Below are 19,880 nucleotides of genomic sequence, written 5' to 3'. Positions count from 1 at the left end.
GGATCAGGTATCCAGCCCCAGTTCAGCGATGGAGATTTCCCGCATTTTAAATTTCTGGATTTTGCCGGTAACGGTCATCGGGAATTCGTCGACGAATTTGAAATAGCGGGGAATCTTAAAGTGGGTGATTTTACCCTTGCAGAAGGCCTGCAGGTTTTCCGCTGAAATCTCGCCGGCATCGGCAGAGAGTTTTACCCAGGCAATCAGTTCTTCACCGTACTTTTTATCCGGTACGCCGGTAACCTGCACATCAATGATGTCCGGGTGGGTGTAGAGGAATTCTTCCACTTCCTTCGGATAGACGTTTTCACCGCCCCGGATCACCATGTCTTTGATCCGGCCAACGATCTGTACATAGCCTTCTTCATCCATGGTGGCCAGATCGCCGCTGTGCATCCAGCCGCGGTCATCGATGGCTTCGGCGGTGGCGTCCGGGTTGTTCCAGTAGCCGATCATTACGCTGTAACCCCGGGTACAGAGTTCGCCGATTTCGCCGCGGGGCAGAACCTGACCGCTGGCCGGGTCGATGATCTTGGTTTCAATGTGAGGCTGGCTGCGACCAACGGTGGATACCCGTTTATCGAACGGATCATCGGCGGCGGTCTGGGTGGAAACCGGGCTGGTTTCGGTCATGCCGTAGGCGATCTGCACTTCCTGCATATGCATTTTTGAGTTCACCGCTTTCATGACTTCCGCCGGGCAGATGGAACCGGCCATAATGCCGGTGCGCAGGCTGGAAAGGTCGTACTGTTCAAACTGCTCATCCCCCAGTTCGGCAATGAACATGGTGGGCACGCCGAACAGGGCGGTGGCCTTTTCTTTTTCCACCGCTTCCAGTACCGCCCGTGGCTCAAATCCTTCGGTGGGATAGATCAGGGTTGCACCGTGGGTGATGCAGCCCAGATTGCCCATCACCATGCCGAAGCAGTGGTACAGGGGCACCGGCACGATCAGACGGTCCTGATCGGTAAAGCGCATACTTTCCGCCACAAAGAAGCCATTGTTGAGGATGTTGTGGTGGCTCAGCGTGGCGCCTTTCGGAAAGCCGGTGGTGCCGGAGGTGTACTGAATGTTGATCGGGTCATCAAACTGCAGGGTGGCCTGAATCTCAGCTACATCGGCTTCACTGCGGTGGCTTGCCTGTTCGAGGAAGTCCGCCCAGCGCCACATGCCCGGGTGCTGTTCATCCGCCAGATTAATGATGCATTGCAGTTCCGGCAGTTTGACAGAGGTTAGCTTACCCGGCTCGCAGTGGTGCAGTTCCGGTGCCAGTTCCAGCAGCATCGCGGTGTAGTTGGAGGCCTTGAAGCTGTCGGCGGTGACCAGAAAGCGGGTGCCGGACTGATTCAGGGCGTATTCCAGTTCGTGCAACCGGTAGGCCGGGTTGATGTTCACCAGAATGGCACCGAGCTTGGCGGTGGCAAACTGAGTGACCAGCCACTGGGCATTGTTCGGTGACCACATGCCCACTCTGTCGCCGGTTTTAACGCCAAGGCTCAGCAGGGCACGGGCGCAGTTGTCCACCTGTTGCTTCAGGGTGCGGTAGTCCCAGCGGATATTCTGAAAGTGAACGATCAGGGCGTCGTTATCCGGATATTGGGCGCAGGTGGCGTCGAATTTATCGCCAATGGTCATGCCTAACAGAGGCTGCGCGCTGGCGCCGTTGGTATAGCTGGGCGTGTTGAGTGTTGTCTGGTTGCTCACGGTGTTATTTCCCTGTCATTGTTATTGTTGTTGATGTCCGGCAGCGTTGTACTACCTTCAGCGGCAGTGACGGTGGTATTCCGGGTTAGGCTGCATATCCACGGCGCTGGCAATGCGGTTGGTCATGTTATAAAAACCGGCCAGGTTAGCGATGTCCCATATATCCGGGTCGCTGAAACCGGCGTTGCGCAGTTGCTGACGGTCCGCTTCCTGAATGCCGTCCGGTGTGTCGGTCATTTTGACGGCAAAATCCAGCATGGCGGTGTGCCGTTCCGATAGCTGTGCAGCCCGGTAGTTAATGGCAATCAGTTCACCCAGTGCCGGGTCACCGGAGTATTCCCGGATGGCCGCGCCGTGGGCAACGATGCAGTAGAAGCAGTGATTACGGGATGAAACAGCAACGGCAATCATTTCCCGCTCAAGAGGCGTGAGGTTGCTGTCACCAAACATCAGTTCGTTATAGAACTTGCTGAATACCTCCAGCTGCGCAAGGTTCTGGCTGTAAGCCTTCAGCACATTCGGCAGCAGGCCGAGTTTCTCTTCACATTTAGCAAAGTATTTCTGTACGTCTGCCGGGCACTGCTCTGTAGCCGGCACCGGCAGATCCAGTGCGGTCAGATCAGCGGTTTGGTAGCGTACCTGTGGTTCAGAGTCCTGCATGATTGAGTCCTTTACGCGGGTTATTGTTATTATTTAACTGCCTGACAAGGGCTTGCCAATGCGACTTTAGACCCGGAACGGCGGCCCAGCTGGGCGCTGATCCAGTGACCGGTGGCGATCATTTGCTGCAGGTCAATGCCGGTTTCAATGCCCAGCCCGTTCAGCATATAGAGCACATCTTCACTGGCGACATTGCCGGAAGCGCCTTTGGCATAGGGGCAGCCCCCGAGTCCGGCAACGGAGCTGTCGATGACTGCAATACCTTCTTCCAGTACTGCGTACAGGTTGGCCAGTGCCTGCCCGTAGGTGTCGTGGAAATGCGCTGCCAGGTGACTCACGGGCACCACTTTACTGACTGCCTCAAGCATCTGTTTGGCCTTCAGAGGTGTGCCGGTGCCGATGGTGTCTCCCAGTGAGATTTCATAACAGCCCAGCTGGTAAAGCAGATCGCAGACGTGGGCGACTCTGTCAGGCTGAATCTCGCCTTCGTAAGGGCAGCCGAGTACGGTGGATACATAGCCCCGTACTCGGATGTTCTGTTCCCGGGCCCGTTCGATTACCGGGGTAAAGCGTTCGATGCTTTCGGCAACCGAGCAATTAATGTTTTTCTGGCTGAAGCTTTCAGAGGCTGCGCCGAAGACCGCCACTTCATCAACGCCTGCTTCAATGGCTGCTTCCAATCCTTTCAGGTTTGGGGTCAGGGCGCTGTAAGTAACACCTGACTGTCGGCTGATGCCTGCCATCACCGCGCTGGCATCGGCCATTTGTGGTACCCAGCGGGGGGATACAAAGCTGGTGGCTTCGATATTTGTGAGCCCCGTGCTGCTGAGCCGGTCGATCAGTTCAATTTTGATAGCAGTCGAAATCGGGTCGCCGGGCTCGTTTTGCAGGCCGTCCCGGGCACCCATTTCGAACAGCCGGACTGTTTTGGGCAGTGCCATGCTCAGTCCTCCGCTTCCAGTGCGATCAGTTCAGCGCCGTCATCCACCAGTTCGCCTTCCTGATAGAAGACTTCGGCGACGGTACCGTCATGGGGTGCTTTGAGGCTATGTTCCATTTTCATGGCTTCCATAATCACCAGCGTATCCCCGGCGGCGACTTTCATTCCGGCTTCTACAAGTACGGCCACCACGGCACCGTTCATCGGTGCATTCAGGCTGTTACCGGCGTCCTGTGCATTGCTGCTGAAATCTTCCCGGTGGCGCTGGCAACTAAACTGTTCTGCGCCGGCGAACAGGGTTAATTCATCTCCGTTCAGGCTGACATCCAGCGTTTGCCGGTGGCCATTAAGGCTGATGGTCAGTTGCCCGTGTGCCAGGCTGGCTTGCAGTTCGAATTGCCGGTCTTCAACGCTGACGGTGTAGCAGTCCCCATGACTGCTCAGGGTTAGCTGACTGCTGTTGCTGTTGCCGTAGTTCAGAGTCAGCGGGCGGGCATACTGGCTGTTCAGACGCCAGCTGTCCGGGTTGTTAAAGGGTGACCCAGGATCAGTCTGGCTGATATTTTTGGGCTTCTGGCTGGCCGCAAAACAGGTCGCTGCAATGGCCAGCCAGCGGGCGGTATCGGTTTCCGTTTCAGGGAAAAGCAGGGCCTGATGGCTTTCTATAAAGCCGGTATCCAGCTGGCAGTCGCGGAATGGCTGGCTGTCCGCCAGACGGTGCAGAAAGCTCAGGTTAGTGGTCAGCCCGGCAATTTTATAGTCTTCCAGGGCGCTGACCATGCGGTTGATGGCCCGGTCCCGGTCGGCGTCCCATACGATCAGTTTGGCAATCATCGGGTCGTAATAAACACTGACTTCATCGCCCTGAAGTACGCCGGTATCTACCCGTACATGGGTGTTTTCAACCGGTGTCTTCAGATAGTTCAGTACACCGGTGGCAGGCAGGAAATCGTTGTCCGGATCTTCCGCATAGACCCGGGCTTCCAATGCATGACCGGTGATTTTTACCTGATCCTGTGTCAGGGGCAGGTGTTCACCGGAAGCAATGCGCAGCTGCCATTCCACCAGGTCCAGCCCGGTGATCATTTCTGTGACCGGGTGTTCTACCTGCAGGCGGGTATTCATTTCCATGAAGTAGAAGGAGCCGTCGGTGTCGTAGAGAAATTCCACCGTACCTGCGCCCACATAATCAATTGCCTGGGCAGCACGCACGGCGGCTTCGCCCATGGCCTTGCGGGTGGCATCGCTGAGCCCGGGGGCCGGCGCTTCTTCAATGACTTTCTGGTGGCGGCGCTGTACAGAACAGTCCCGTTCAGCCAGATACACGCCGGCACCATGGGTATCACAGAATACCTGAATCTCCACGTGGCGCGGTTCTGTCAGATAGCGCTCAATGAGCATGTCCGGGTTACCGAAGGCGTTACTGGCTTCACGGCGGGCGGATTCCAGTGCTTCGGGAAATTCCTGGCGGTTACTGACCACCCGCATGCCTTTACCACCGCCACCGGCGACCGCTTTCAGCAGTTGTGGATAGCCACACTTTTCGGACTCCGCCAGCAAGGTTGCGTCACTCTGGTCCGCTTCGTGATAACCCGGCACTAGCGGGACGGCGGCGTCAGACATGATCTGTTTGGCGGCGGATTTTGAGCCCATGGCCTTGATTGCCCCGGTGGGAGGGCCAATGAAGACTACGCCGGCTTTAGCACAGGCGGCTGCGAATTCGGCGTTTTCTGAAAGGAAACCGTAGCCGGGATGAACCGCCTGGGCACCGCTGCTGAGGGCAATGTCGAGGATTTTATCGCCCCGCAGGTAGCTTTCAGTGCTGGGGGCCGGACCGAGCAGAAAGGCTTCATCGGCCATGCTGACATGGCGGGCAGCGGCATCCGCTTCGGAATAGACCGCCACGGTTCTGATGCCCAGTGCGCGGGCTGTCTGGATGACCCGGCAGGCAATTTCGCCACGGTTGGCAATGAGAATCTTACTGAACATGGTAGCTCCTTATTCCTTAATCCAGGCCGGGGTGCGTTTTTCCAGAAAGGCGCTTAAGCCTTCCTGCCCTTCAGGGCTGACCCGGATATCGGCGATACGGTTAGCGGTGTCGGCAATCAGATTATCGTCAATGGACTGCTGGCTAACCGCCTGTATCAGTTGTTTGGCGGCGTGCATGCCCTGGGGGCTGTTTTGCAGCAGTTTGCTGATCATGGCGTCGGCGCTGGCCTGAAGCTGATCTTCTCCAACCACTTCATGTACCAGCCCGAAGTTCTGTGCCTGCTGTGCAGTGAACGGTTCTGCGGAGATGAAGTAACGGCGTGCCTGCCGTTCGCCGATGGCACGGATAACATAGGGACTGATGACCGCCGGGATCAGGCCGATGCGGACTTCACTGAGGCAGAACTTGCTGGCGTCACTGGCAATCACAATGTCACAGCAGGCTGCAAGGCCCACCGCACCGCCGTAGGCAACCCCCTGAATCAGGGCGATGGTGGGGCGGTTAAAATCATTCAGCAGCTGCATCAGCCGGGCCAGCCGGTGGGCATCCTGCAGGTTATCGCTGTGGCTGTTTTCCGCCATGCGGCGCATCCACGCCAGATCGGCCCCGGCGGAGAAGTTTTTGCCGGCAGAGCGGAGGATCAGCACCCGCAGGTCCGGCAGGTCCGCGGCGATTTCCAGATGGCTGATCAGCGCTTCAATTATGTTGTCATCAAAGGCGTTATGGACTTCCGGACGGTTGAGGGTGAGTTCCGCGACACCGTCACTGAAGCTGAAAAGTACCTGACTGTTGGTCATATCTGATCGCTCCTGGTTACATGCGGAACACGCCGAAGCGGGTCTCGTCTATCGGTTTGTTAAGGGCCGCAGACAGCCCCATGCCAACCACTTCACGGGTCTGACGGGGATCGATGACGCCGTCGTCCCAGAGGCGGGCGCTGGCATAATAAGGGTGGCCCTGGGCGTCGTAAGTATCGATAACCGGTTGCTTGAATGTGGCTTCTTCTTCGGCAGACCAGCTGTCGCCCTTGCGTTCGATGTTGTCCCGTTTCACGGTGGCCAGTACACCGGCGGCCTGTTCGCCACCCATGACAGAAATCCGCGCGTTGGGCCACATCCACAGCATATTGGGGCTGTAAGCCCGGCCGCACATGCCGTAGTTACCGGCACCGAAGCTGCCACCGATCAGTACGGTAAATTTCGGCACATTGGCACAGGCCACGGCGGTCACCATTTTCGCACCGTGCTTGGCAATGCCTTCCGATTCATACTTCTGACCCACCATGAAGCCGGTGATGTTCTGCAGGAACAGCAGGGGGATTTTTCGCTGACAGCACAGTTCAATGAAGTGCGCGCCTTTCTGGGCGGACTCGCCAAACAGAATACCGTTATTGGCAACGATACCCACCGGATAGCCGAAGATATGCGCAAATCCGGTCACCAGTGTGGTGCCGTATAGCTGTTTAAACTCATCAAATTCAGAGTTGTCGACGATACGGGCAATGACTTCCCGGACGTCAAAAGGTTTTTTCAGGTCGGTGCCAACAATGCCGTAGAGTTCGTCGGCATCAAACCGGGGTGCTTGTGCCGGGCGGGTGTTAAGTTGAATGTCTTTACGGCGGTTCAGGTTGGCAATGCAGTTGCGGGCGATCTGCAGGGCGTGCTCATCATTCTCTGCATAGTGATCGGCCACCCCTGAGGTGCGGCAGTGGACATCAGCACCGCCCAGATCTTCCGCGCTGACCACTTCGCCGGTGGCGGCTTTTACCAGTGGCGGGCCGGCCAGAAAGATGCTGCCTTGCTGGCGCACAATAATAGATTCATCTGCCATGGCCGGCACATAGGCACCGCCGGCGGTACACAGGCCCATGACCACCGCGATTTGCGGAATGCCCAGCGAAGACATGCGTGCCTGGTTATAGAAGATCCGGCCGAAGTGATCCCGGTCCGGGAAGACTTCGTCCTGCTGTGGCAGGTTAGCGCCGCCGGAGTCCACCAGATAGATACAGGGCAGGTGGTTCTGTTCAGCAATTTCCTGCGCCCGCAGATGTTTTTTGACGGTCAGGGGAAAATAGGTGCCGCCTTTCACGGTTGCATCGTTGGCGATGATCATACATTCCTGGCCACTGACCCGGCCGATACCGGTGATAATGCCCGCAGCCGGTACATCGTCGTCATAGACCTTATAAGCGGCCAGCTGCGACAGTTCCAGAAAGGCAGAGCCTTCATCCAGCAGGGTATTGATACGGTCACGGGGTAACAGTTTGCCCCGTGACAGGTGACGTTGCTGATACTGGCTGCCACCGCCAAGTTCCGTCTGGGCGACTTTTTCACGCAGGTCGGCAACTGCCGTTGCCATGGCATCGTAATTGGCGAGATATTCTTCGCTGCGCGGGTTGATCTTGCTGTTGAGTAAAGCCATTTTTTAGCCATCTCCTGTTGTTTTTGCTGAAAAAGGCGTGGGGAGTGTCTCCCCACGCAAGGCTCTCGTCTGAACTGTCAGTTTTTTCTGTGCGGTTCGTTTGATATCAGCAAAAAATGCCCGGTTTTCCGCGGTGCGGTTTATTTGTTCTGAAACAGTTCACGGCCAATCAGCATCCGGCGGATTTCTGAAGTGCCTGCGCCGATTTCGTATAGCTTGGCATCCCGCAGCAGGCGGCCTGTCGGGAATTCATTGATGTAGCCATTGCCCCCTAACAGCTGAATGGCATCCAGTGCCAGTTTGGTGGCGGTTTCAGCGGTATAGAGAATGACGCCGGCACAGTCTTTACGGGTAGTTTCGCCCCGTTCTGCCGAACGGGCCACGGTGTAGGTGTAAGACTTGCAGGCATTCATCAGGGTATACATGTCAGCCACTTTGCCCTGCACCAGCTGGAATTCTCCGATGGACTGGCCGAACTGCTGGCGGTCACGGATATAAGGCACAACGATATCCATGGCTGCCTGCATAATGCCCAGCGGACCGCCGGACAGCACCAGCCGTTCATAGTCCAGACCACTCATCAGTACCCGGACACCGCCGTTCAGTTCGCCGAGAATGTTTTCTTTGGGCACCGGGCAGTTTTCGAATACCAGTTCACAGGTGTTTGAGCCGCGCATACCCAGCTTGTCCAGTTTCTGGTGACGGGAGAAGCCTGGGAAATCACGCTCGACAATAAAAGCGGTAATGCCTTTAGGGCCGGCGCTGATGTCGGTTTTGGCATAAATAACGTAGGTGTTGGCGTCCGGACCGTTGGTGATCCACATCTTGTTACCGTTCAGCAGGTAATGGTCGCCGTTGTCGGTGGCATGGAGCTTCATTGAAACCACGTCTGATCCTGCATTGGGTTCAGACATGGCCAGTGCACCGATATGTTCGCCACTGATCAGTTTTGGCAGATACTTCTGCTTCTGTTCTTCGTTACCGTTGCGGTGGATCTGGTTAACGCACAGGTTGGAGTGTGCGCCATAGGACAGGCCGACGGATGCCGAGGCCCGGCTGATTTCTTCCATAGCGATTACGTGGGCGAGGTAGCCCATGTCCACACCGCCATATTCTTCTTTAACGGTGATGCCTAATAAGCCCATGTCTCCGAACTTACGCCACAGGTCCATCGGGAAGGCATTTTCTCGGTCGATTTCTTCCGCCCGCGGGGCAATCTCTTCTGCGGCAAAGCTGTTGATCTGATCACGCAGCATGTCGAGGGTTTCACCGAGGCCAAAATTCAGGGTGTTGTATTGTGAGATCATCGCGTTGGTACCTGTTACTTATAGTTGTGGTTGTTTCAGCCGGTGCTGACTTATTTGGCGTTCTGTTCCTGTAAAGCCTTTTGCTCCTGTAAAAGCAGCTCTTGCATCGCTGACTGGCAGCGGGCTTCGGCGCTGTCCAGTTCGATTTGCAACATGGCAATATCATTCAGTTGCTGTTCCAGCGCCTGTTTCTTTTCGGTGATCTTTGCCTGCAGGCGCTCCAGCTGTTTCATGCTGCCGCCGGGGGTCTGATCCCAGAGTTCAAATAATTCTTTGCTTTCTGCCAGCGAGAAGCCTAACCGCTTGCCACGCAGGATCAGTTTCAGCCGTACTCTGTCCTGGCTGCTGTATATACGGGTCTGGCCTTTGCGGGTCGGAAACAGCAGGCCCTGATCTTCATAGAAGCGGATGCTGCGGGTGGTAACGTCAAACTCGCTGGCCAGATCGCGGATCGAAAATGTGGTTTTACTCATAACTGCTCTTATCTGTCTGAAAACCCATGATGATTCGAATATAGTGTAAGTTTACGTAAACGTAAAGATGCTGTCGGTGTGACTAAGGTATAAGCAGGGAATGGGTGTTTTCAATTAAGATGTTGAATTTATTGGTTATTTGTTTCTTTTTAGTCGATTAAAAAATGCGCATTGAACTAAAGTAGTACTTGTTAACCCTTAGGGGTAATTGCTAACTTCATCTTGCCACTCAGGGACGTGCAAGACATTTTGAACGGCTCTGAAAACAACAAAAATAACAAGAGGCCGGTTACGCATGACTGCTGACTATGTTCTCGAGACCAGAAATCTGGTCAAAGAATTCAAAGGGTTTACCGCCGTTGATGATGTCAATCTCCGGGTGAAGCGGGGCACGATTCATGCCCTGATTGGGCCGAACGGCGCAGGTAAAACCACCGTATTCAACTTGCTGACCAAGTTTCTGACGCCGACCCATGGCCAGATTCTTTATAACGGTGAAGATATTACGTCACTGAAGTCAGCCGCCATTGCCCGTAAGGGGATTGTCCGTTCATTTCAGATCTCTGCGGTGTTCCCGCATCTGAGTGTGCTGGAGAACGTACGCATTGCCTTACAGCGTAAAGAGGGCAACAGCTTCCATTTCTGGACCTCCGACAGAGTGCTTAACCGGCTCGATGACCGGGCGCTGGAATTACTGGATCAGGTCGGGCTGAAGAGCTTTGCCAACACTGTCACCGTGGATCTTTCCTATGGCCGCAAACGGGCGCTTGAGATTGCCACAACCCTGGCACTTGAGCCTGAGATGCTGTTGCTGGATGAGCCGACCCAGGGCATGGGTCATGAAGATGTCAGTGTGGTGGCGGATCTGATCAAGAAGGTTTCCAAAGACCGCACCATTCTGATGGTTGAACACAATCTTCATGTGGTGGCCAAACTGGCGGATACCATTACGGTGCTGCAGCGCGGTGCCATTCTGACGGAAGGTGATTACGCCGAAGTTTCCCAGAATCCTCAGGTCCGTGAAGCCTATATGGGGGTTGAGGCGGACGACCACCAGGCTGAAGCGGAATCTGAAAAGGAGGCGGTGTAATGAACAGCAGTGTAATGAATCCTCCGGGGGATGCGCCTTCACAGCAGGCTAAAAAAAGCAGCACCGGCGAAAAAATCCGTATTCATGACTTACATGCCTATTACGGCGAGTCACATATTTTGCATGGCATTGATATGACGGTGATGCAGGGCGAGCTGGTGACCTTGCTGGGCCGTAATGGTGCCGGCCGTTCCACCACCCTGAAAGCCATTATGAATATGGTTGGCCGGCGTACCGGCAAGATCAATATTAACGGTACCGATACCATTCCGTTACCGGCCCATAAAATTGCTCATTTGGGTGTGGGGTACTGCCCGGAAGAGCGGGGTATTTTCTCCAGCCTTAACGTGGAAGAAAACCTTATGCTGCCGCCGGATGTCCGTTCTGACGGCATGTGTCTGGAAGAAATTTATGAACTCTTTCCCAATCTGGCTGAACGCCGTTACAGCCAGGGTACCCGGCTGTCTGGCGGTGAACAGCAGATGCTGGCCATGGCGCGGATTCTGCGTACCGGTGCCAACATTCTCCTGCTGGATGAGATTACCGAAGGTCTGGCCCCGGTGATTGTGCAGAAACTGGCGCAGGTACTGCAGATGCTGAAGGAAAGAGGGCTGACGATTTTACTGGTGGAGCAGAATTTCCGTTTTGCTGCGCCTATTGCCGACCGTCACTACGTGATGGAACACGGCCATATTGTCGAGGAAGTAAAGCAGCATGAACTGGCTGCTAAGACTGATTTGCTGAACACCTACCTGGGTGTGTAACCGGATTAACTGAAAGCGTGAATAAAAATAAGAGCTTTAAAGGAGTGACGTTATGCAAGCGATGAAGAAAACCCTGATGGCTGTGGCGATGAGTGCAGCTGTTGCCGTAACGGCCCAGGCAGAAGGTGTCTCGGACGATGTGGTTAAAATCGGCGTACTGGCGGATATGGGCGGTGTTTATGCCGATATCTGCGGTAAAGGCTGCGTGACTGCGGTTGAGATGGCCGTCGAGGATTTTGGCGGTGAAGTGCTGGGTAAGCCGATTGAAGTGATCAGCGCGGATGATCAGAACAAGCCGGATGTGGGCTCGGCTAAAGTCCGCCAGTGGATTGAAAGCGAGCAGGTGGATGCGGTGAACGGTCTGGTGGCATCTTCTGTGACCGGTGCGGTCACCAAGGTGCTGACCGATGCCAAAAAAGTTGCTCTGATTTCCACCTCTGCCAGCCATGCATTTACCACTAAGGCTTGCTCCCCTTACAACGTGCACTGGACTTATAACGTTGCGGCGCTGGCTAACGGTACAGTGAAGCCAATGGTGGAATCCGGCAAGAAGAAATGGTTCTTCATCACCGCTGATTACGCCTTCGGGCATGCCCTGGAAGGCATTGCCAGCAAGGTGATTAATGAGCAGGGCGGTGAAGTGGTCGGGGCCGTTCGGGCACCGCTGGGTACCACTGACTTCTCTTCGTATGTTCTGCAGGCGCAGGCTTCCGGTGCGGACGTTATCGGCCTGGCAAATGCCGGTACTGACTTCGTTAACGCGCTGAAAACTTCTGCAGAGTTTGGTCTGACCGAAACTTCTGATGTGGCCGGTCTGCTGGTGTTCACCCATAACGCCAAGGCGCTGGATCCGGCGATTGCTGCCGGTATGAAGGCCACCACTGGTTTCTACTGGGATATGGATGATAAGACCCGGGAATGGTCGGCACGCTTTAAGCAGCGTCACGGTTCAATTCCTGCCATGGGACAGGCCGGTGCGTACTCCATGACCATGCATTATCTGAATGCCATTAAAGCGGCGGGTACCGATGATGCGGATGCCGTGATGGCCATGATGAAGGCGACCAAGCCGGATGATTTCTTCGCCCGTAACGCTTACCTGCGTAACGATGGCCGTATGGTTCATGACATGTTGCTGGTGAGCATCAAGGATGCAGCAAGCCGTAAATCGGATGACGATATCTACAACATTGAGGCGGTTATCCCCGGTGATGTGGCGTTCAACCCGATGATGGAGTCCTGCAATTTCGCAGCGAAGTCCTGATTACGGCTGTTTAAGGAAGGGCTGCCGGACGGCAGGCCTTCCTGATTTCTGGCTTTTATAACAATAAAAATACACAGCAACCGTAACCCGGTTGGCTGTTGTTCTCAGTGTCACAAGAGATTCTGCCGTTCGGAGCGAAGCCATGGCGACATTATTCGGAATTAATCTTTTTGCCCTTTCCGGGCAGCTGCTGGTCGGTTTGATCAACGGCTCTTTTTACGCCCTGCTGAGTCTGGGGCTGGCAATTATTTTTGGTCTGTTAAAAATTATTAACTTCGCTCAGGGTGCGATGTACATGCTGGGGGCATTTCTGGCATGGATGGCACTGCAGTATTTCGGTATCAACTACTGGGTTGCCCTGGTGATAGTACCGCTGGCGGTAGGCGGTTTTGCGATTCTGATCGAACGCTTTCTGGTACGGCGAATCGCCAATGAAGATCACCTGTACAGCCTGCTGCTGACCTTTGGTCTGGCGCTGATTCTGCAGGGCCTGTTTACTCAGTTATACGGTTCGTCCGGGCTGGCGTATCAGATTCCGGCGGAGCTCAAAGGCGGGACTAAATTACCGTTTATGTACCTGCCTAACTACCGTGCCTGGATCATTATCGCCTCGCTGGTGGTGTGTGCCACGACCTGGTGGGTAATCGAGAAAACCAAGCTGGGGGCCTACCTGCGGGCGGGCACCGAAAACCCGCAACTGATGCAGGGCTTCGGCATTAACGTACCGCTGATTACTACCCTGACGTTCGGCTTTGGTGTGGCACTGGCAGGCTTTGCCGGTGTACTGGCGGCTCCGGTGTATTCAGTGAGTCCGGAAATGGGCTCCAACATTCTGATCGTGGTCTTTGCCATCGTGGTGATTGGCGGTATGGGTTCCATTGGCGGCGCGATTCTGACCGGTCTGCTGATGGGCATTGTTGAAGGTCTGACCAAGTTCTTTTATCCGGAAGCCTCCAGTACGGTGATCTTTCTGGTGATGGTGATCGTGCTGCTGTTAAAGCCCGCCGGTCTGTTCGGCAAAGAAGCATGAGGGGCGAAACGATGAAAGTGAATAAGTTATATCTGAGTCTGTTTGGCCTGTCGCTGGTGGCACCGCTGATACTGTATCCGGTGTTCCTGATGAAGGTGCTGTGCTTTGCGCTGTTTGCCTGTGCATTTAACCTGTTGCTGGGCTTTGTGGGTCTGCTGTCGTTCGGTCATGCGATCTTTCTGGGCACCGGTGGCTATATCACCGGCAGCCTGATGCTGAATACCGGCATTACCCCTGAGCTGGGTATTCTGGCGGGCACCCTTGCAGCGGGTTTACTCGGCGCGGTTTATGGAAAGCTGGCGGTGAAACGTGAGGGCATTTACTTTGCGATGGTCACCCTGGCGCTGGCGCAGCTGGCCTTCTTTTTCTATTTGCAGGCGCCGTTTACCGGTGGCGAGGATGGCTTACAGGGGGTACCCCGTGGCAAGCTGTTTGGCCTGATTGATCTGTCAGACAACATGGTGATGTATTACTTTGTGCTGGCGATCTTCCTGTTCGGTTTCTGGCTGATTCACCGCACCATTCATTCGCCTTTTGGTCAGATATTAAAGGCCATCCGTGAAAATGAGCCAAGGGCTGTTTCACTGGGCTATAACGTGAATGACTATAAATGGGTGGCGTTTATCATTTCCTCGGCGCTGGCCGGGCTGGCGGGATCGACCAAGACGCTGGTGTTCCAGCTGGCATCTCTGACCGACGTGCACTGGCACATGTCCGGTGAGGTGGTACTGATGACCTTACTGGGTGGCATGGGCACAATTTTTGGTCCGGTGGTCGGTGCCGGTGTGGTAGTGACTATTCAGAATTATCTGTCCGGCGGGGAGTTGGGTAATTACATCAGTATTATTATGGGCGCTATCTTTATTGTATGTGTACTGGCATTCCGTAGCGGTATCGTCGGGGAGTTCCAGAAGATGGTGAAGAAGAATTTCTAGTCACCGGGTGACAAAAGGATCAGGTATGACAGTTGAAAACGACGCAATTGTAATTGTTGGGGCAGCCCGTACACCGATGGGCGGCATGATGGGCTCACTCAGTGAAGTACCGGCTCCGCAACTGTGCGCAACCGCCATTGCTGCAGCAATGGCGCGGGCCGGCGTGGCCGGTGATCAGGTTGATGAAGTGATCATGGGTTGTGTGTTACCGGCTGGGTTAGGTCAGGCACCGGCGCGGCAGGCAGCCAGAGCGTCGGGTATCGTCGATGCCGCCGGGGCAACCACCATCAACAAGATGTGCGGCTCCGGTATGAAGGCCGTGATGCTGGCCCATGACCAGCTTAAAGCCGGCCAGGTGGATGTGATGGTTGCCGGCGGCATGGAGAACATGAGTCTGTCGCCTTACCTGTTGCCTAAAGCCCGTGCCGGGATGCGTATGGGTCATCAGCAGGCGCTGGATCATATGTTCTATGACGGTCTGCAGGATGCATACGAAGGCGGGCTGATGGGTAACTTTGCCCAGCAAACCGCCGATAAATATGGCCTGACCCGTGAAGCCATGGATGACTTTGCCATTGCCTCACTGGAAAAGGCGAACCGGGCCATTACGGATGGCAGCTTTAAAGCTGAAATTTCACCGGTGACCGTCAGCAGCCGTAAGGGCGATACCGTGGTGGATGTTGATGAGCAGCCGGGTAATGCCCGGGTGGATAAAATCCGCACCCTGCGACCGGCGTTTGCAAAAGACGGTACGGTCACCGCAGCCAATGCCAGTTCTATTTCCGATGGTGGCTCAGCGCTGGTGCTGATGCGTGAAAGCACTGCTAAAGCGCAGGGGCTGAAGCCGCTGGCGAAAATTGTTGCCCATTCAACTCATGCTCAGTTGCCGGAAGAGTTTACGATCGCGCCGATTGGTGCGATTCAGAAGGTGCTGGACCGCAGTGGCTGGAGTAAGGATGAAGTGGATCTGTATGAGATCAATGAAGCTTTTGCGGTGGTCACCATGCTGGCCTGCCAGGAGCTGGGGCTGGACGCTGATAAAGTGAACATTCACGGCGGGGCCTGTGCCCTGGGTCATCCGATCGGTTCGTCCGGTTCCCGGATTCTGGTCACCCTGCTGTATGCACTGCAGCAGAAAGGCTTACAGCGGGGTGTGGCTTCGCTGTGTATCGGTGGCGGTGAGGCAACGGCGGTTGCCGTGGAAATGCTGTAAATCCGTAGCCTGTTAAGCTAATAAAAAAACGCCCTGTTGGGCGTTTTTTTATGTCTTTAAGCGAGGGGCTGCGACAGGGTTAAGGCCGCTCAATACCCAGGCGTTGCAGGTAGTTTTCCATATATGTCATTGCTTCTGCCGAGTCTGTTTCGTCATTGCTGACGGAGGCCCGTATCCAGAAGCCGTCAATTAAGTTACTGATTTCATGGCTGACCTGGTCGGGGTCATGGGATGTCAGTAATGGTTGTAATACGTGTTTAAGGTTACTGTGCATGCGTCGGTGAATGACCGTCTGAATGCGGGCAAAGGTGTTATTGAAGGGCACTTCACTGCAAAAAGACACCCATAGACGGGTTGTCTTCTGATTAAACCAGTGGGGCGCAAAGTTTATATCCAGAATTTTGAAAAGCTTTTCTGCGGGAGTGTTCGCCCGGGACATTTCCTGAACGATTTCCGTGCGTAATTCTGCGTTAACATGGCGGATTGCCGCTTCAATAATTTCCGCCTTGTTTTTGAAATAGTGATGCACCATTCCCTGTGACATACCCGCGGTCTTACTCAGTTTTGCAACGGTAATGTTGTGCAAGCCTTCAGTATGAATGGTATCCAGTGTTGCCTGCAGTAACTCTTCCCGGCGGATATCTTTAATTTTCTTTCGCATACCTAACCCTCTGCAACGGCTTATCGTGTGCCGGTGCTCATTATGATTTCACTATAACTGAAAAGCCTCTCTGAGTTGAGTTCAAGGCTTTGTTTTATCGTGGATAAAAGAGTTGTTTGGGTTGCTTAGTTAAAAAATTGGTTGAGTGTTCAATTTTTTGGTTGTATGTTAAATAAAAATAGATACCCAGGAGCGCTCATCATGAAAAAAATAAAACAAACACTGCTCAGACAGACTGTGCTGGTGGCCAGCCTCACAACTGCAACGATATCTGTTGCCAATGAGTGTCAGACCGTTCAGCTGGCAGAACCCGGCTGGACAGATCTGGCCTTCACCAGTGGCGTGGCGCAAGTGTTGCTTAAAGGTCTGGGTTATGAGGCTTCGGTGGATATTCTGGGTATGTCGGTGATGCTTGAAGCCATGAAGAACAAAGATATTGATGTGATGATGGGCTACTGGGATCCGGCGATGGATACCTATATCAAGTCATACATTGATGAGGGCAGCATTGAGAAGGTTGCAGTGAATCTTGAGGGGGCTAAGTACACCTATGCTGTGCCTCAGTATGTCTATGATGCCGGGGTAACGGATATCAATGATCTGCATAAGCATGCCGGCAAGTTTAAGAAGAAGCTGTATGGCCTTGAGCCGGGCAGTAATAACATCATCCTGGATGCCATCGCTGCCGGGAAGTACAACCTGGAGGGCTGGAAGGTGGTTGAGTCCAGCGAGCAGGGGATGCTGGCGCAGCTGAAAAGGGCCGAGCGCCGTTCTGAATGGATTGCATTTCAGGCCTGGGAACCTCATCCGATGAATGTGAAGTTTGATATCGCCTACCTGACCGGTACCGATGATACCTATGGCCCTGATTTCGGTGGGGCGACGGTTCACACGACGGCCCGTAAAGGCTATCTGCAGGCTTGCCCCAATGTCGGACGCCTGCTGCAGAATATGACATTTACACTGGATATGGAGAATGTGGGCATGGGCTATATTCTCGATGACGGTATGACACCTGAAGAGGCCGCCCGCACTGTGATCAGGGCGAATCCGGAGGTGCTGAATGACTGGCTGAAAGGCGTGAAAACCCTGCAGGGCGGTGACGGGGCTGCAGCCGTTTCCGGTTATCTGGATTCTTGAACCGGAGCGCTCAGAAATAATGACGATAGCAGGTACGGCTTTGATCGCGTCAGGTGAAAACAGTATTCATCTGGCGTATGAAATTCATGGTGCAGAGAATAGCCAGACACTGTTGCTGATTCAGGGGCTGGGTATGCAACTGACTGACTGGCCGGATCGGCTGGTCAGTGAGTTGGCCGCTAAATACCGGGTGGTGGTTTTTGATAACCGCGATGCGGGGCTGTCTTCCAAAGTGGAGGTGCCGGCAGATCTTGAGCCGTTTTATGCTGTTCAGGAGATGTTTGAGATCCCCCCTGAATACAGAGTTTATACCCTGTATGACATGGCGGCGGATGCTTTGTCGCTGATGGATTTTCTCGGGGCAGAGCAGTTCCATGTGCTGGGCTTTTCCATGGGAGGCATGATTGCTCAGATTCTTGCTGGCGAACATCCCAGCCGGGTTTTAAGTCTGGTGTCACTGATGTCTTCCGGCGGAGAGGCAGAGATTCTTTCAACGCCAGACGCTACTGACAAGATGAATCAGTCAGCCAGGCGCTTTGCGCCGGAGAAAGCTGTTGATCTGGCGGTATCCGGTTGTGAAGTGTATGCCGGTCGTCAGGCAATCATCAGCCAGGAAGCTGCCCGCCGGTGGGCAGAGGCATCGGTTAACCGCAGTTACTGTCCGGAGGGGATTTACCGTCAGGGGCTTGCAATACGGGCTACGGGGTCACGGCAGCATTTACTGACATCTGTTCAGGTGCCTTCACTCATTGTTCACGGGCATGAAGATCCCTGTATTCACTGGTCCCAGGGGCAGCGTGCCCATGAGCTGATTGAGGGTTCTGAATTCTGGCTGGTGGAAGGGCTGGGCCATGATTTTCCGGACTGGTTTGTACCGTGTCTGGCTGACAGACTGAGGGCTTTCCTCAACAGTGATCTGCGTGACTGACGTTTCCGGAGTTCTCCGACTGAAGAATTCAGATGGGCTGTAAATAGCGAAAAGCTACCCGTCCAAGATGAGTGTGCACGGAGGCCGGGACGGGTAACTTTTCGCTAGAGGTAAGTATAGCCGGGCTCCGAAGGGGGGCAAATTTTTAACAGGATGATTTGCCAGGCTGCTTTTTTTATCAGGTTTACCGCGGGTTTTGGGGCTTTCTTCCGGCAGGCAAAGGTGCTGATGATTGCCCGGTGAGACTCCTGCTTAAGGCTATATTCTGTTTTTCCCGTGATATACTCGCGCCACTTAATCATACATTCCAGGGACGGACTGTTAACATGTTGCATACCTTAATGTGTGCTGTAGCGCGTGATGTATTTGTCAGGCGGCATCAGCAATCCTTTTGTGCTGTTTTTCTGCTCAGATTTTCTGACAGAACCGGCAGCTGCTCAACGCCAGTCTTCGGTTCATTTGTCCGGAGGCTGATATGAAATTCTTAAATGCCCTGATCCTGTTGTTACTGGTGAGTGTGACTGCAGCAGGCAGTAATCTGAATGTTGTAACCTTTAATGTTGATTCATCTGCCAATACGTACCCGCACCGGGTTGGTGAGATTATTCAGCAATTGCAGCGGCCTGAAATACTGGCGTTGCAGGAAGTGGATAACGAAAAAGATCTGGCCTGGTATACCGCTTCAGCTTCGCTGGGCAGCAGTTACAGATACCGCTATGTAATGAGCCGGGCCGGCAGGAAAAGTGAGCCTGACCGGCTGAATGATCATCTGGCCATTGTGTATAACGATACGGTGTTACGTCTGCTGGAGACGATTGAACTGGAGACGGTCCGTTCAAGGCCGGATACATCAAGTTTTGGGGTGCCGGACACCCGTATAATGCCGGTTTTATTCGCCCGTTTTCAGCACAAGATCAGTAAGCAGGAGTTTTATGTCGGCAATGTGGATCTGAAGTGCTGCAGCAGTGGTGAAGCCATACGGGCACATCAGGCCCGGTTGCTGGTTGAATGGATTTCCCGCACCAATGTGCCGGTCATTCTGACCGGCAACTTCAGTATTGTGCTGGATCCTGAATATCTGACGAATATTACTTCAACAGCATTTAACCGGCTGACCAGAACCCTGAAGTGGCTGAAGCCAGCGAATCCTGTAAAGACGCTGTGCGATCCCCACTATGATTCAATGACCGATCATTTCTTTCTGAAGGGCGGGTTGACGGTTTCGGATGTGAGCGTGCTGTTTGAAGAAGATGATTACTGCCAGCAGAACCGAATCGGCGGGCCCGGTTACCGGCCGGTATCAGCTGTTTTTCAATTCAGCCGCTGACGTAACCTGTAATGGTGATCGCTCCGGGGCTGG

The 19,880-nt window shown here is 54.2% G+C and carries 18 protein-coding genes; 9 read left to right on the top strand and 9 right to left on the bottom strand.

Features of this window, described 5'->3' with window-relative positions; genetic code table 11:
• Positions 1-3 precede the first annotated feature (3 nt).
• The 8 genes from JYB63_RS06285 to JYB63_RS06250 form a co-directional block, all read right to left on the bottom strand.
• The gene (locus tag JYB63_RS06285; protein WP_205656922.1) at positions 4-1,704 is read right to left on the bottom strand and encodes a fatty acid CoA ligase family protein; all 1,701 of its coding nucleotides are present in this window, start codon (positions 1,702-1,704) and stop codon (positions 4-6) included.
• A 57-nt stretch (positions 1,705-1,761) separates the two neighbouring features.
• Positions 1,762-2,364: a peroxidase-related enzyme gene (locus JYB63_RS06280; RefSeq protein ID WP_205656921.1), complete on the bottom strand. Its 603-nt coding sequence runs from the start codon at positions 2,362-2,364 to the stop codon at positions 1,762-1,764.
• A 29-nt stretch (positions 2,365-2,393) separates the two neighbouring features.
• Positions 2,394-3,305, bottom strand: a complete 912-nt coding sequence (locus JYB63_RS06275; protein WP_205656920.1) for a hydroxymethylglutaryl-CoA lyase — start codon at positions 3,303-3,305, stop codon at positions 2,394-2,396.
• A gap of 2 nt (positions 3,306-3,307) precedes the next feature.
• Positions 3,308-5,293 carry an acetyl-CoA carboxylase biotin carboxylase subunit gene (locus JYB63_RS06270; protein ID WP_205656919.1) on the bottom strand — a complete coding sequence of 662 codons (1,986 nt, stop codon included), beginning with the start codon at positions 5,291-5,293 and terminating at the stop codon, positions 3,308-3,310.
• Positions 5,294-5,302: 9 nt separating this feature from the next.
• The gene (locus tag JYB63_RS06265) at positions 5,303-6,091 is read right to left on the bottom strand and encodes an enoyl-CoA hydratase/isomerase family protein (RefSeq protein WP_205656918.1); all 789 of its coding nucleotides are present in this window, start codon (positions 6,089-6,091) and stop codon (positions 5,303-5,305) included.
• Positions 6,092-6,107: 16 nt separating this feature from the next.
• Positions 6,108-7,715, bottom strand: coding sequence for a carboxyl transferase domain-containing protein (locus tag JYB63_RS06260; protein WP_205656917.1), 1,608 nt, complete (start codon positions 7,713-7,715; stop codon positions 6,108-6,110).
• A 140-nt stretch (positions 7,716-7,855) separates the two neighbouring features.
• Positions 7,856-9,022: an isovaleryl-CoA dehydrogenase gene (locus JYB63_RS06255; RefSeq protein ID WP_205656916.1), complete on the bottom strand. Its 1,167-nt coding sequence runs from the start codon at positions 9,020-9,022 to the stop codon at positions 7,856-7,858.
• 50 nt (positions 9,023-9,072) lie between these two features.
• Positions 9,073-9,495, bottom strand: a complete 423-nt coding sequence (locus JYB63_RS06250) for a MerR family transcriptional regulator (RefSeq protein WP_205656915.1) — start codon at positions 9,493-9,495, stop codon at positions 9,073-9,075.
• 295 nt (positions 9,496-9,790) lie between these two features.
• Between JYB63_RS06250 and JYB63_RS06245 the strand changes: the two genes are divergently transcribed.
• The 6 genes from JYB63_RS06245 (at position 9,791) to JYB63_RS06220 (ending at position 15,791) form a co-directional block, all read left to right on the top strand.
• Positions 9,791-10,585, top strand: a complete 795-nt coding sequence (locus tag JYB63_RS06245) for an ABC transporter ATP-binding protein (RefSeq protein WP_205656914.1) — start codon at positions 9,791-9,793, stop codon at positions 10,583-10,585.
• 14 nt (positions 10,586-10,599) lie between these two features.
• The gene (locus JYB63_RS06240) at positions 10,600-11,349 is read left to right on the top strand and encodes an ABC transporter ATP-binding protein (RefSeq protein WP_205657047.1); all 750 of its coding nucleotides are present in this window, start codon (positions 10,600-10,602) and stop codon (positions 11,347-11,349) included.
• Between the two features lie 52 nt (positions 11,350-11,401).
• Positions 11,402-12,613 carry an ABC transporter substrate-binding protein gene (locus JYB63_RS06235; RefSeq protein ID WP_205656913.1) on the top strand — a complete coding sequence of 404 codons (1,212 nt, stop codon included), beginning with the start codon at positions 11,402-11,404 and terminating at the stop codon, positions 12,611-12,613.
• Positions 12,614-12,755: 142 nt separating this feature from the next.
• Positions 12,756-13,643, top strand: coding sequence for a branched-chain amino acid ABC transporter permease (locus tag JYB63_RS06230; protein WP_205656912.1), 888 nt, complete (start codon positions 12,756-12,758; stop codon positions 13,641-13,643).
• Positions 13,644-13,654: 11 nt separating this feature from the next.
• The gene (locus tag JYB63_RS06225) at positions 13,655-14,578 is read left to right on the top strand and encodes a branched-chain amino acid ABC transporter permease (protein ID WP_205656911.1); all 924 of its coding nucleotides are present in this window, start codon (positions 13,655-13,657) and stop codon (positions 14,576-14,578) included.
• 25 nt (positions 14,579-14,603) lie between these two features.
• On the top strand, positions 14,604-15,791 hold the full coding sequence (locus JYB63_RS06220) for an acetyl-CoA C-acyltransferase (RefSeq protein WP_205656910.1): 1,188 nt from the start codon (positions 14,604-14,606) through the stop codon (positions 15,789-15,791).
• 79 nt (positions 15,792-15,870) lie between these two features.
• Here the strand turns inward: JYB63_RS06220 and betI are convergent, their stop codons facing one another.
• The gene (betI, locus tag JYB63_RS06215; protein ID WP_205656909.1) at positions 15,871-16,452 is read right to left on the bottom strand and encodes a choline-binding transcriptional repressor BetI; all 582 of its coding nucleotides are present in this window, start codon (positions 16,450-16,452) and stop codon (positions 15,871-15,873) included.
• A 201-nt stretch (positions 16,453-16,653) separates the two neighbouring features.
• On the opposite strand from betI, the gene choX reads away from it, so the two are divergent.
• The 3 genes from choX to JYB63_RS06200 all read left to right on the top strand — a co-directional run bounded on the left by choX (position 16,654) and on the right by JYB63_RS06200 (position 19,847).
• Positions 16,654-17,592, top strand: coding sequence for a choline ABC transporter substrate-binding protein (gene choX / locus JYB63_RS06210; protein WP_243431808.1), 939 nt, complete (start codon positions 16,654-16,656; stop codon positions 17,590-17,592).
• A 40-nt stretch (positions 17,593-17,632) separates the two neighbouring features.
• Positions 17,633-18,520, top strand: a complete 888-nt coding sequence (locus tag JYB63_RS06205; RefSeq protein ID WP_205656907.1) for an alpha/beta fold hydrolase — start codon at positions 17,633-17,635, stop codon at positions 18,518-18,520.
• A gap of 475 nt (positions 18,521-18,995) precedes the next feature.
• On the top strand, positions 18,996-19,847 hold the full coding sequence (locus JYB63_RS06200) for an endonuclease/exonuclease/phosphatase family protein (RefSeq protein WP_205656906.1): 852 nt from the start codon (positions 18,996-18,998) through the stop codon (positions 19,845-19,847).
• The last annotated feature ends 33 nt before the right edge of the window (positions 19,848-19,880 follow it).

It is taken from the genome of Aliamphritea spongicola, from assembly GCF_017051665.1.
Lineage (GTDB): Bacteria > Pseudomonadota > Gammaproteobacteria > Pseudomonadales > Balneatricaceae > Amphritea > Amphritea spongicola.
Note: the sequence above shows the minus strand (reverse complement) of the source record. Positions and strands in the feature narration are given on the sequence as shown.

Coding starts and splice junctions, on each gene's coding strand:
- JYB63_RS06230 (WP_205656912.1), top strand. CDS start 12,756: ATGGCGACATTATTCGGAATTAATCTTTTTGCCCTTTCCGGGCAGCTG.
- JYB63_RS06255 (WP_205656916.1), bottom strand. CDS start 9,022: ATGATCTCACAATACAACACCCTGAATTTTGGCCTCGGTGAAACCCTC.
- JYB63_RS06200 (WP_205656906.1), top strand. CDS start 18,996: ATGAAATTCTTAAATGCCCTGATCCTGTTGTTACTGGTGAGTGTGACT.
- betI (WP_205656909.1), bottom strand. CDS start 16,452: ATGCGAAAGAAAATTAAAGATATCCGCCGGGAAGAGTTACTGCAGGCA.
- JYB63_RS06250 (WP_205656915.1), bottom strand. CDS start 9,495: ATGAGTAAAACCACATTTTCGATCCGCGATCTGGCCAGCGAGTTTGAC.
- JYB63_RS06225 (WP_205656911.1), top strand. CDS start 13,655: ATGAAAGTGAATAAGTTATATCTGAGTCTGTTTGGCCTGTCGCTGGTG.
- JYB63_RS06275 (WP_205656920.1), bottom strand. CDS start 3,305: ATGGCACTGCCCAAAACAGTCCGGCTGTTCGAAATGGGTGCCCGGGAC.
- JYB63_RS06260 (WP_205656917.1), bottom strand. CDS start 7,715: ATGGCTTTACTCAACAGCAAGATCAACCCGCGCAGCGAAGAATATCTC.
- JYB63_RS06245 (WP_205656914.1), top strand. CDS start 9,791: ATGACTGCTGACTATGTTCTCGAGACCAGAAATCTGGTCAAAGAATTC.
- JYB63_RS06235 (WP_205656913.1), top strand. CDS start 11,402: ATGCAAGCGATGAAGAAAACCCTGATGGCTGTGGCGATGAGTGCAGCT.
- JYB63_RS06280 (WP_205656921.1), bottom strand. CDS start 2,364: ATGCAGGACTCTGAACCACAGGTACGCTACCAAACCGCTGATCTGACC.
- JYB63_RS06265 (WP_205656918.1), bottom strand. CDS start 6,091: ATGACCAACAGTCAGGTACTTTTCAGCTTCAGTGACGGTGTCGCGGAA.
- JYB63_RS06240 (WP_205657047.1), top strand. CDS start 10,600: ATGAATCCTCCGGGGGATGCGCCTTCACAGCAGGCTAAAAAAAGCAGC.
- choX (WP_243431808.1), top strand. CDS start 16,654: ATGAAAAAAATAAAACAAACACTGCTCAGACAGACTGTGCTGGTGGCC.
- JYB63_RS06270 (WP_205656919.1), bottom strand. CDS start 5,293: ATGTTCAGTAAGATTCTCATTGCCAACCGTGGCGAAATTGCCTGCCGG.
- JYB63_RS06220 (WP_205656910.1), top strand. CDS start 14,604: ATGACAGTTGAAAACGACGCAATTGTAATTGTTGGGGCAGCCCGTACA.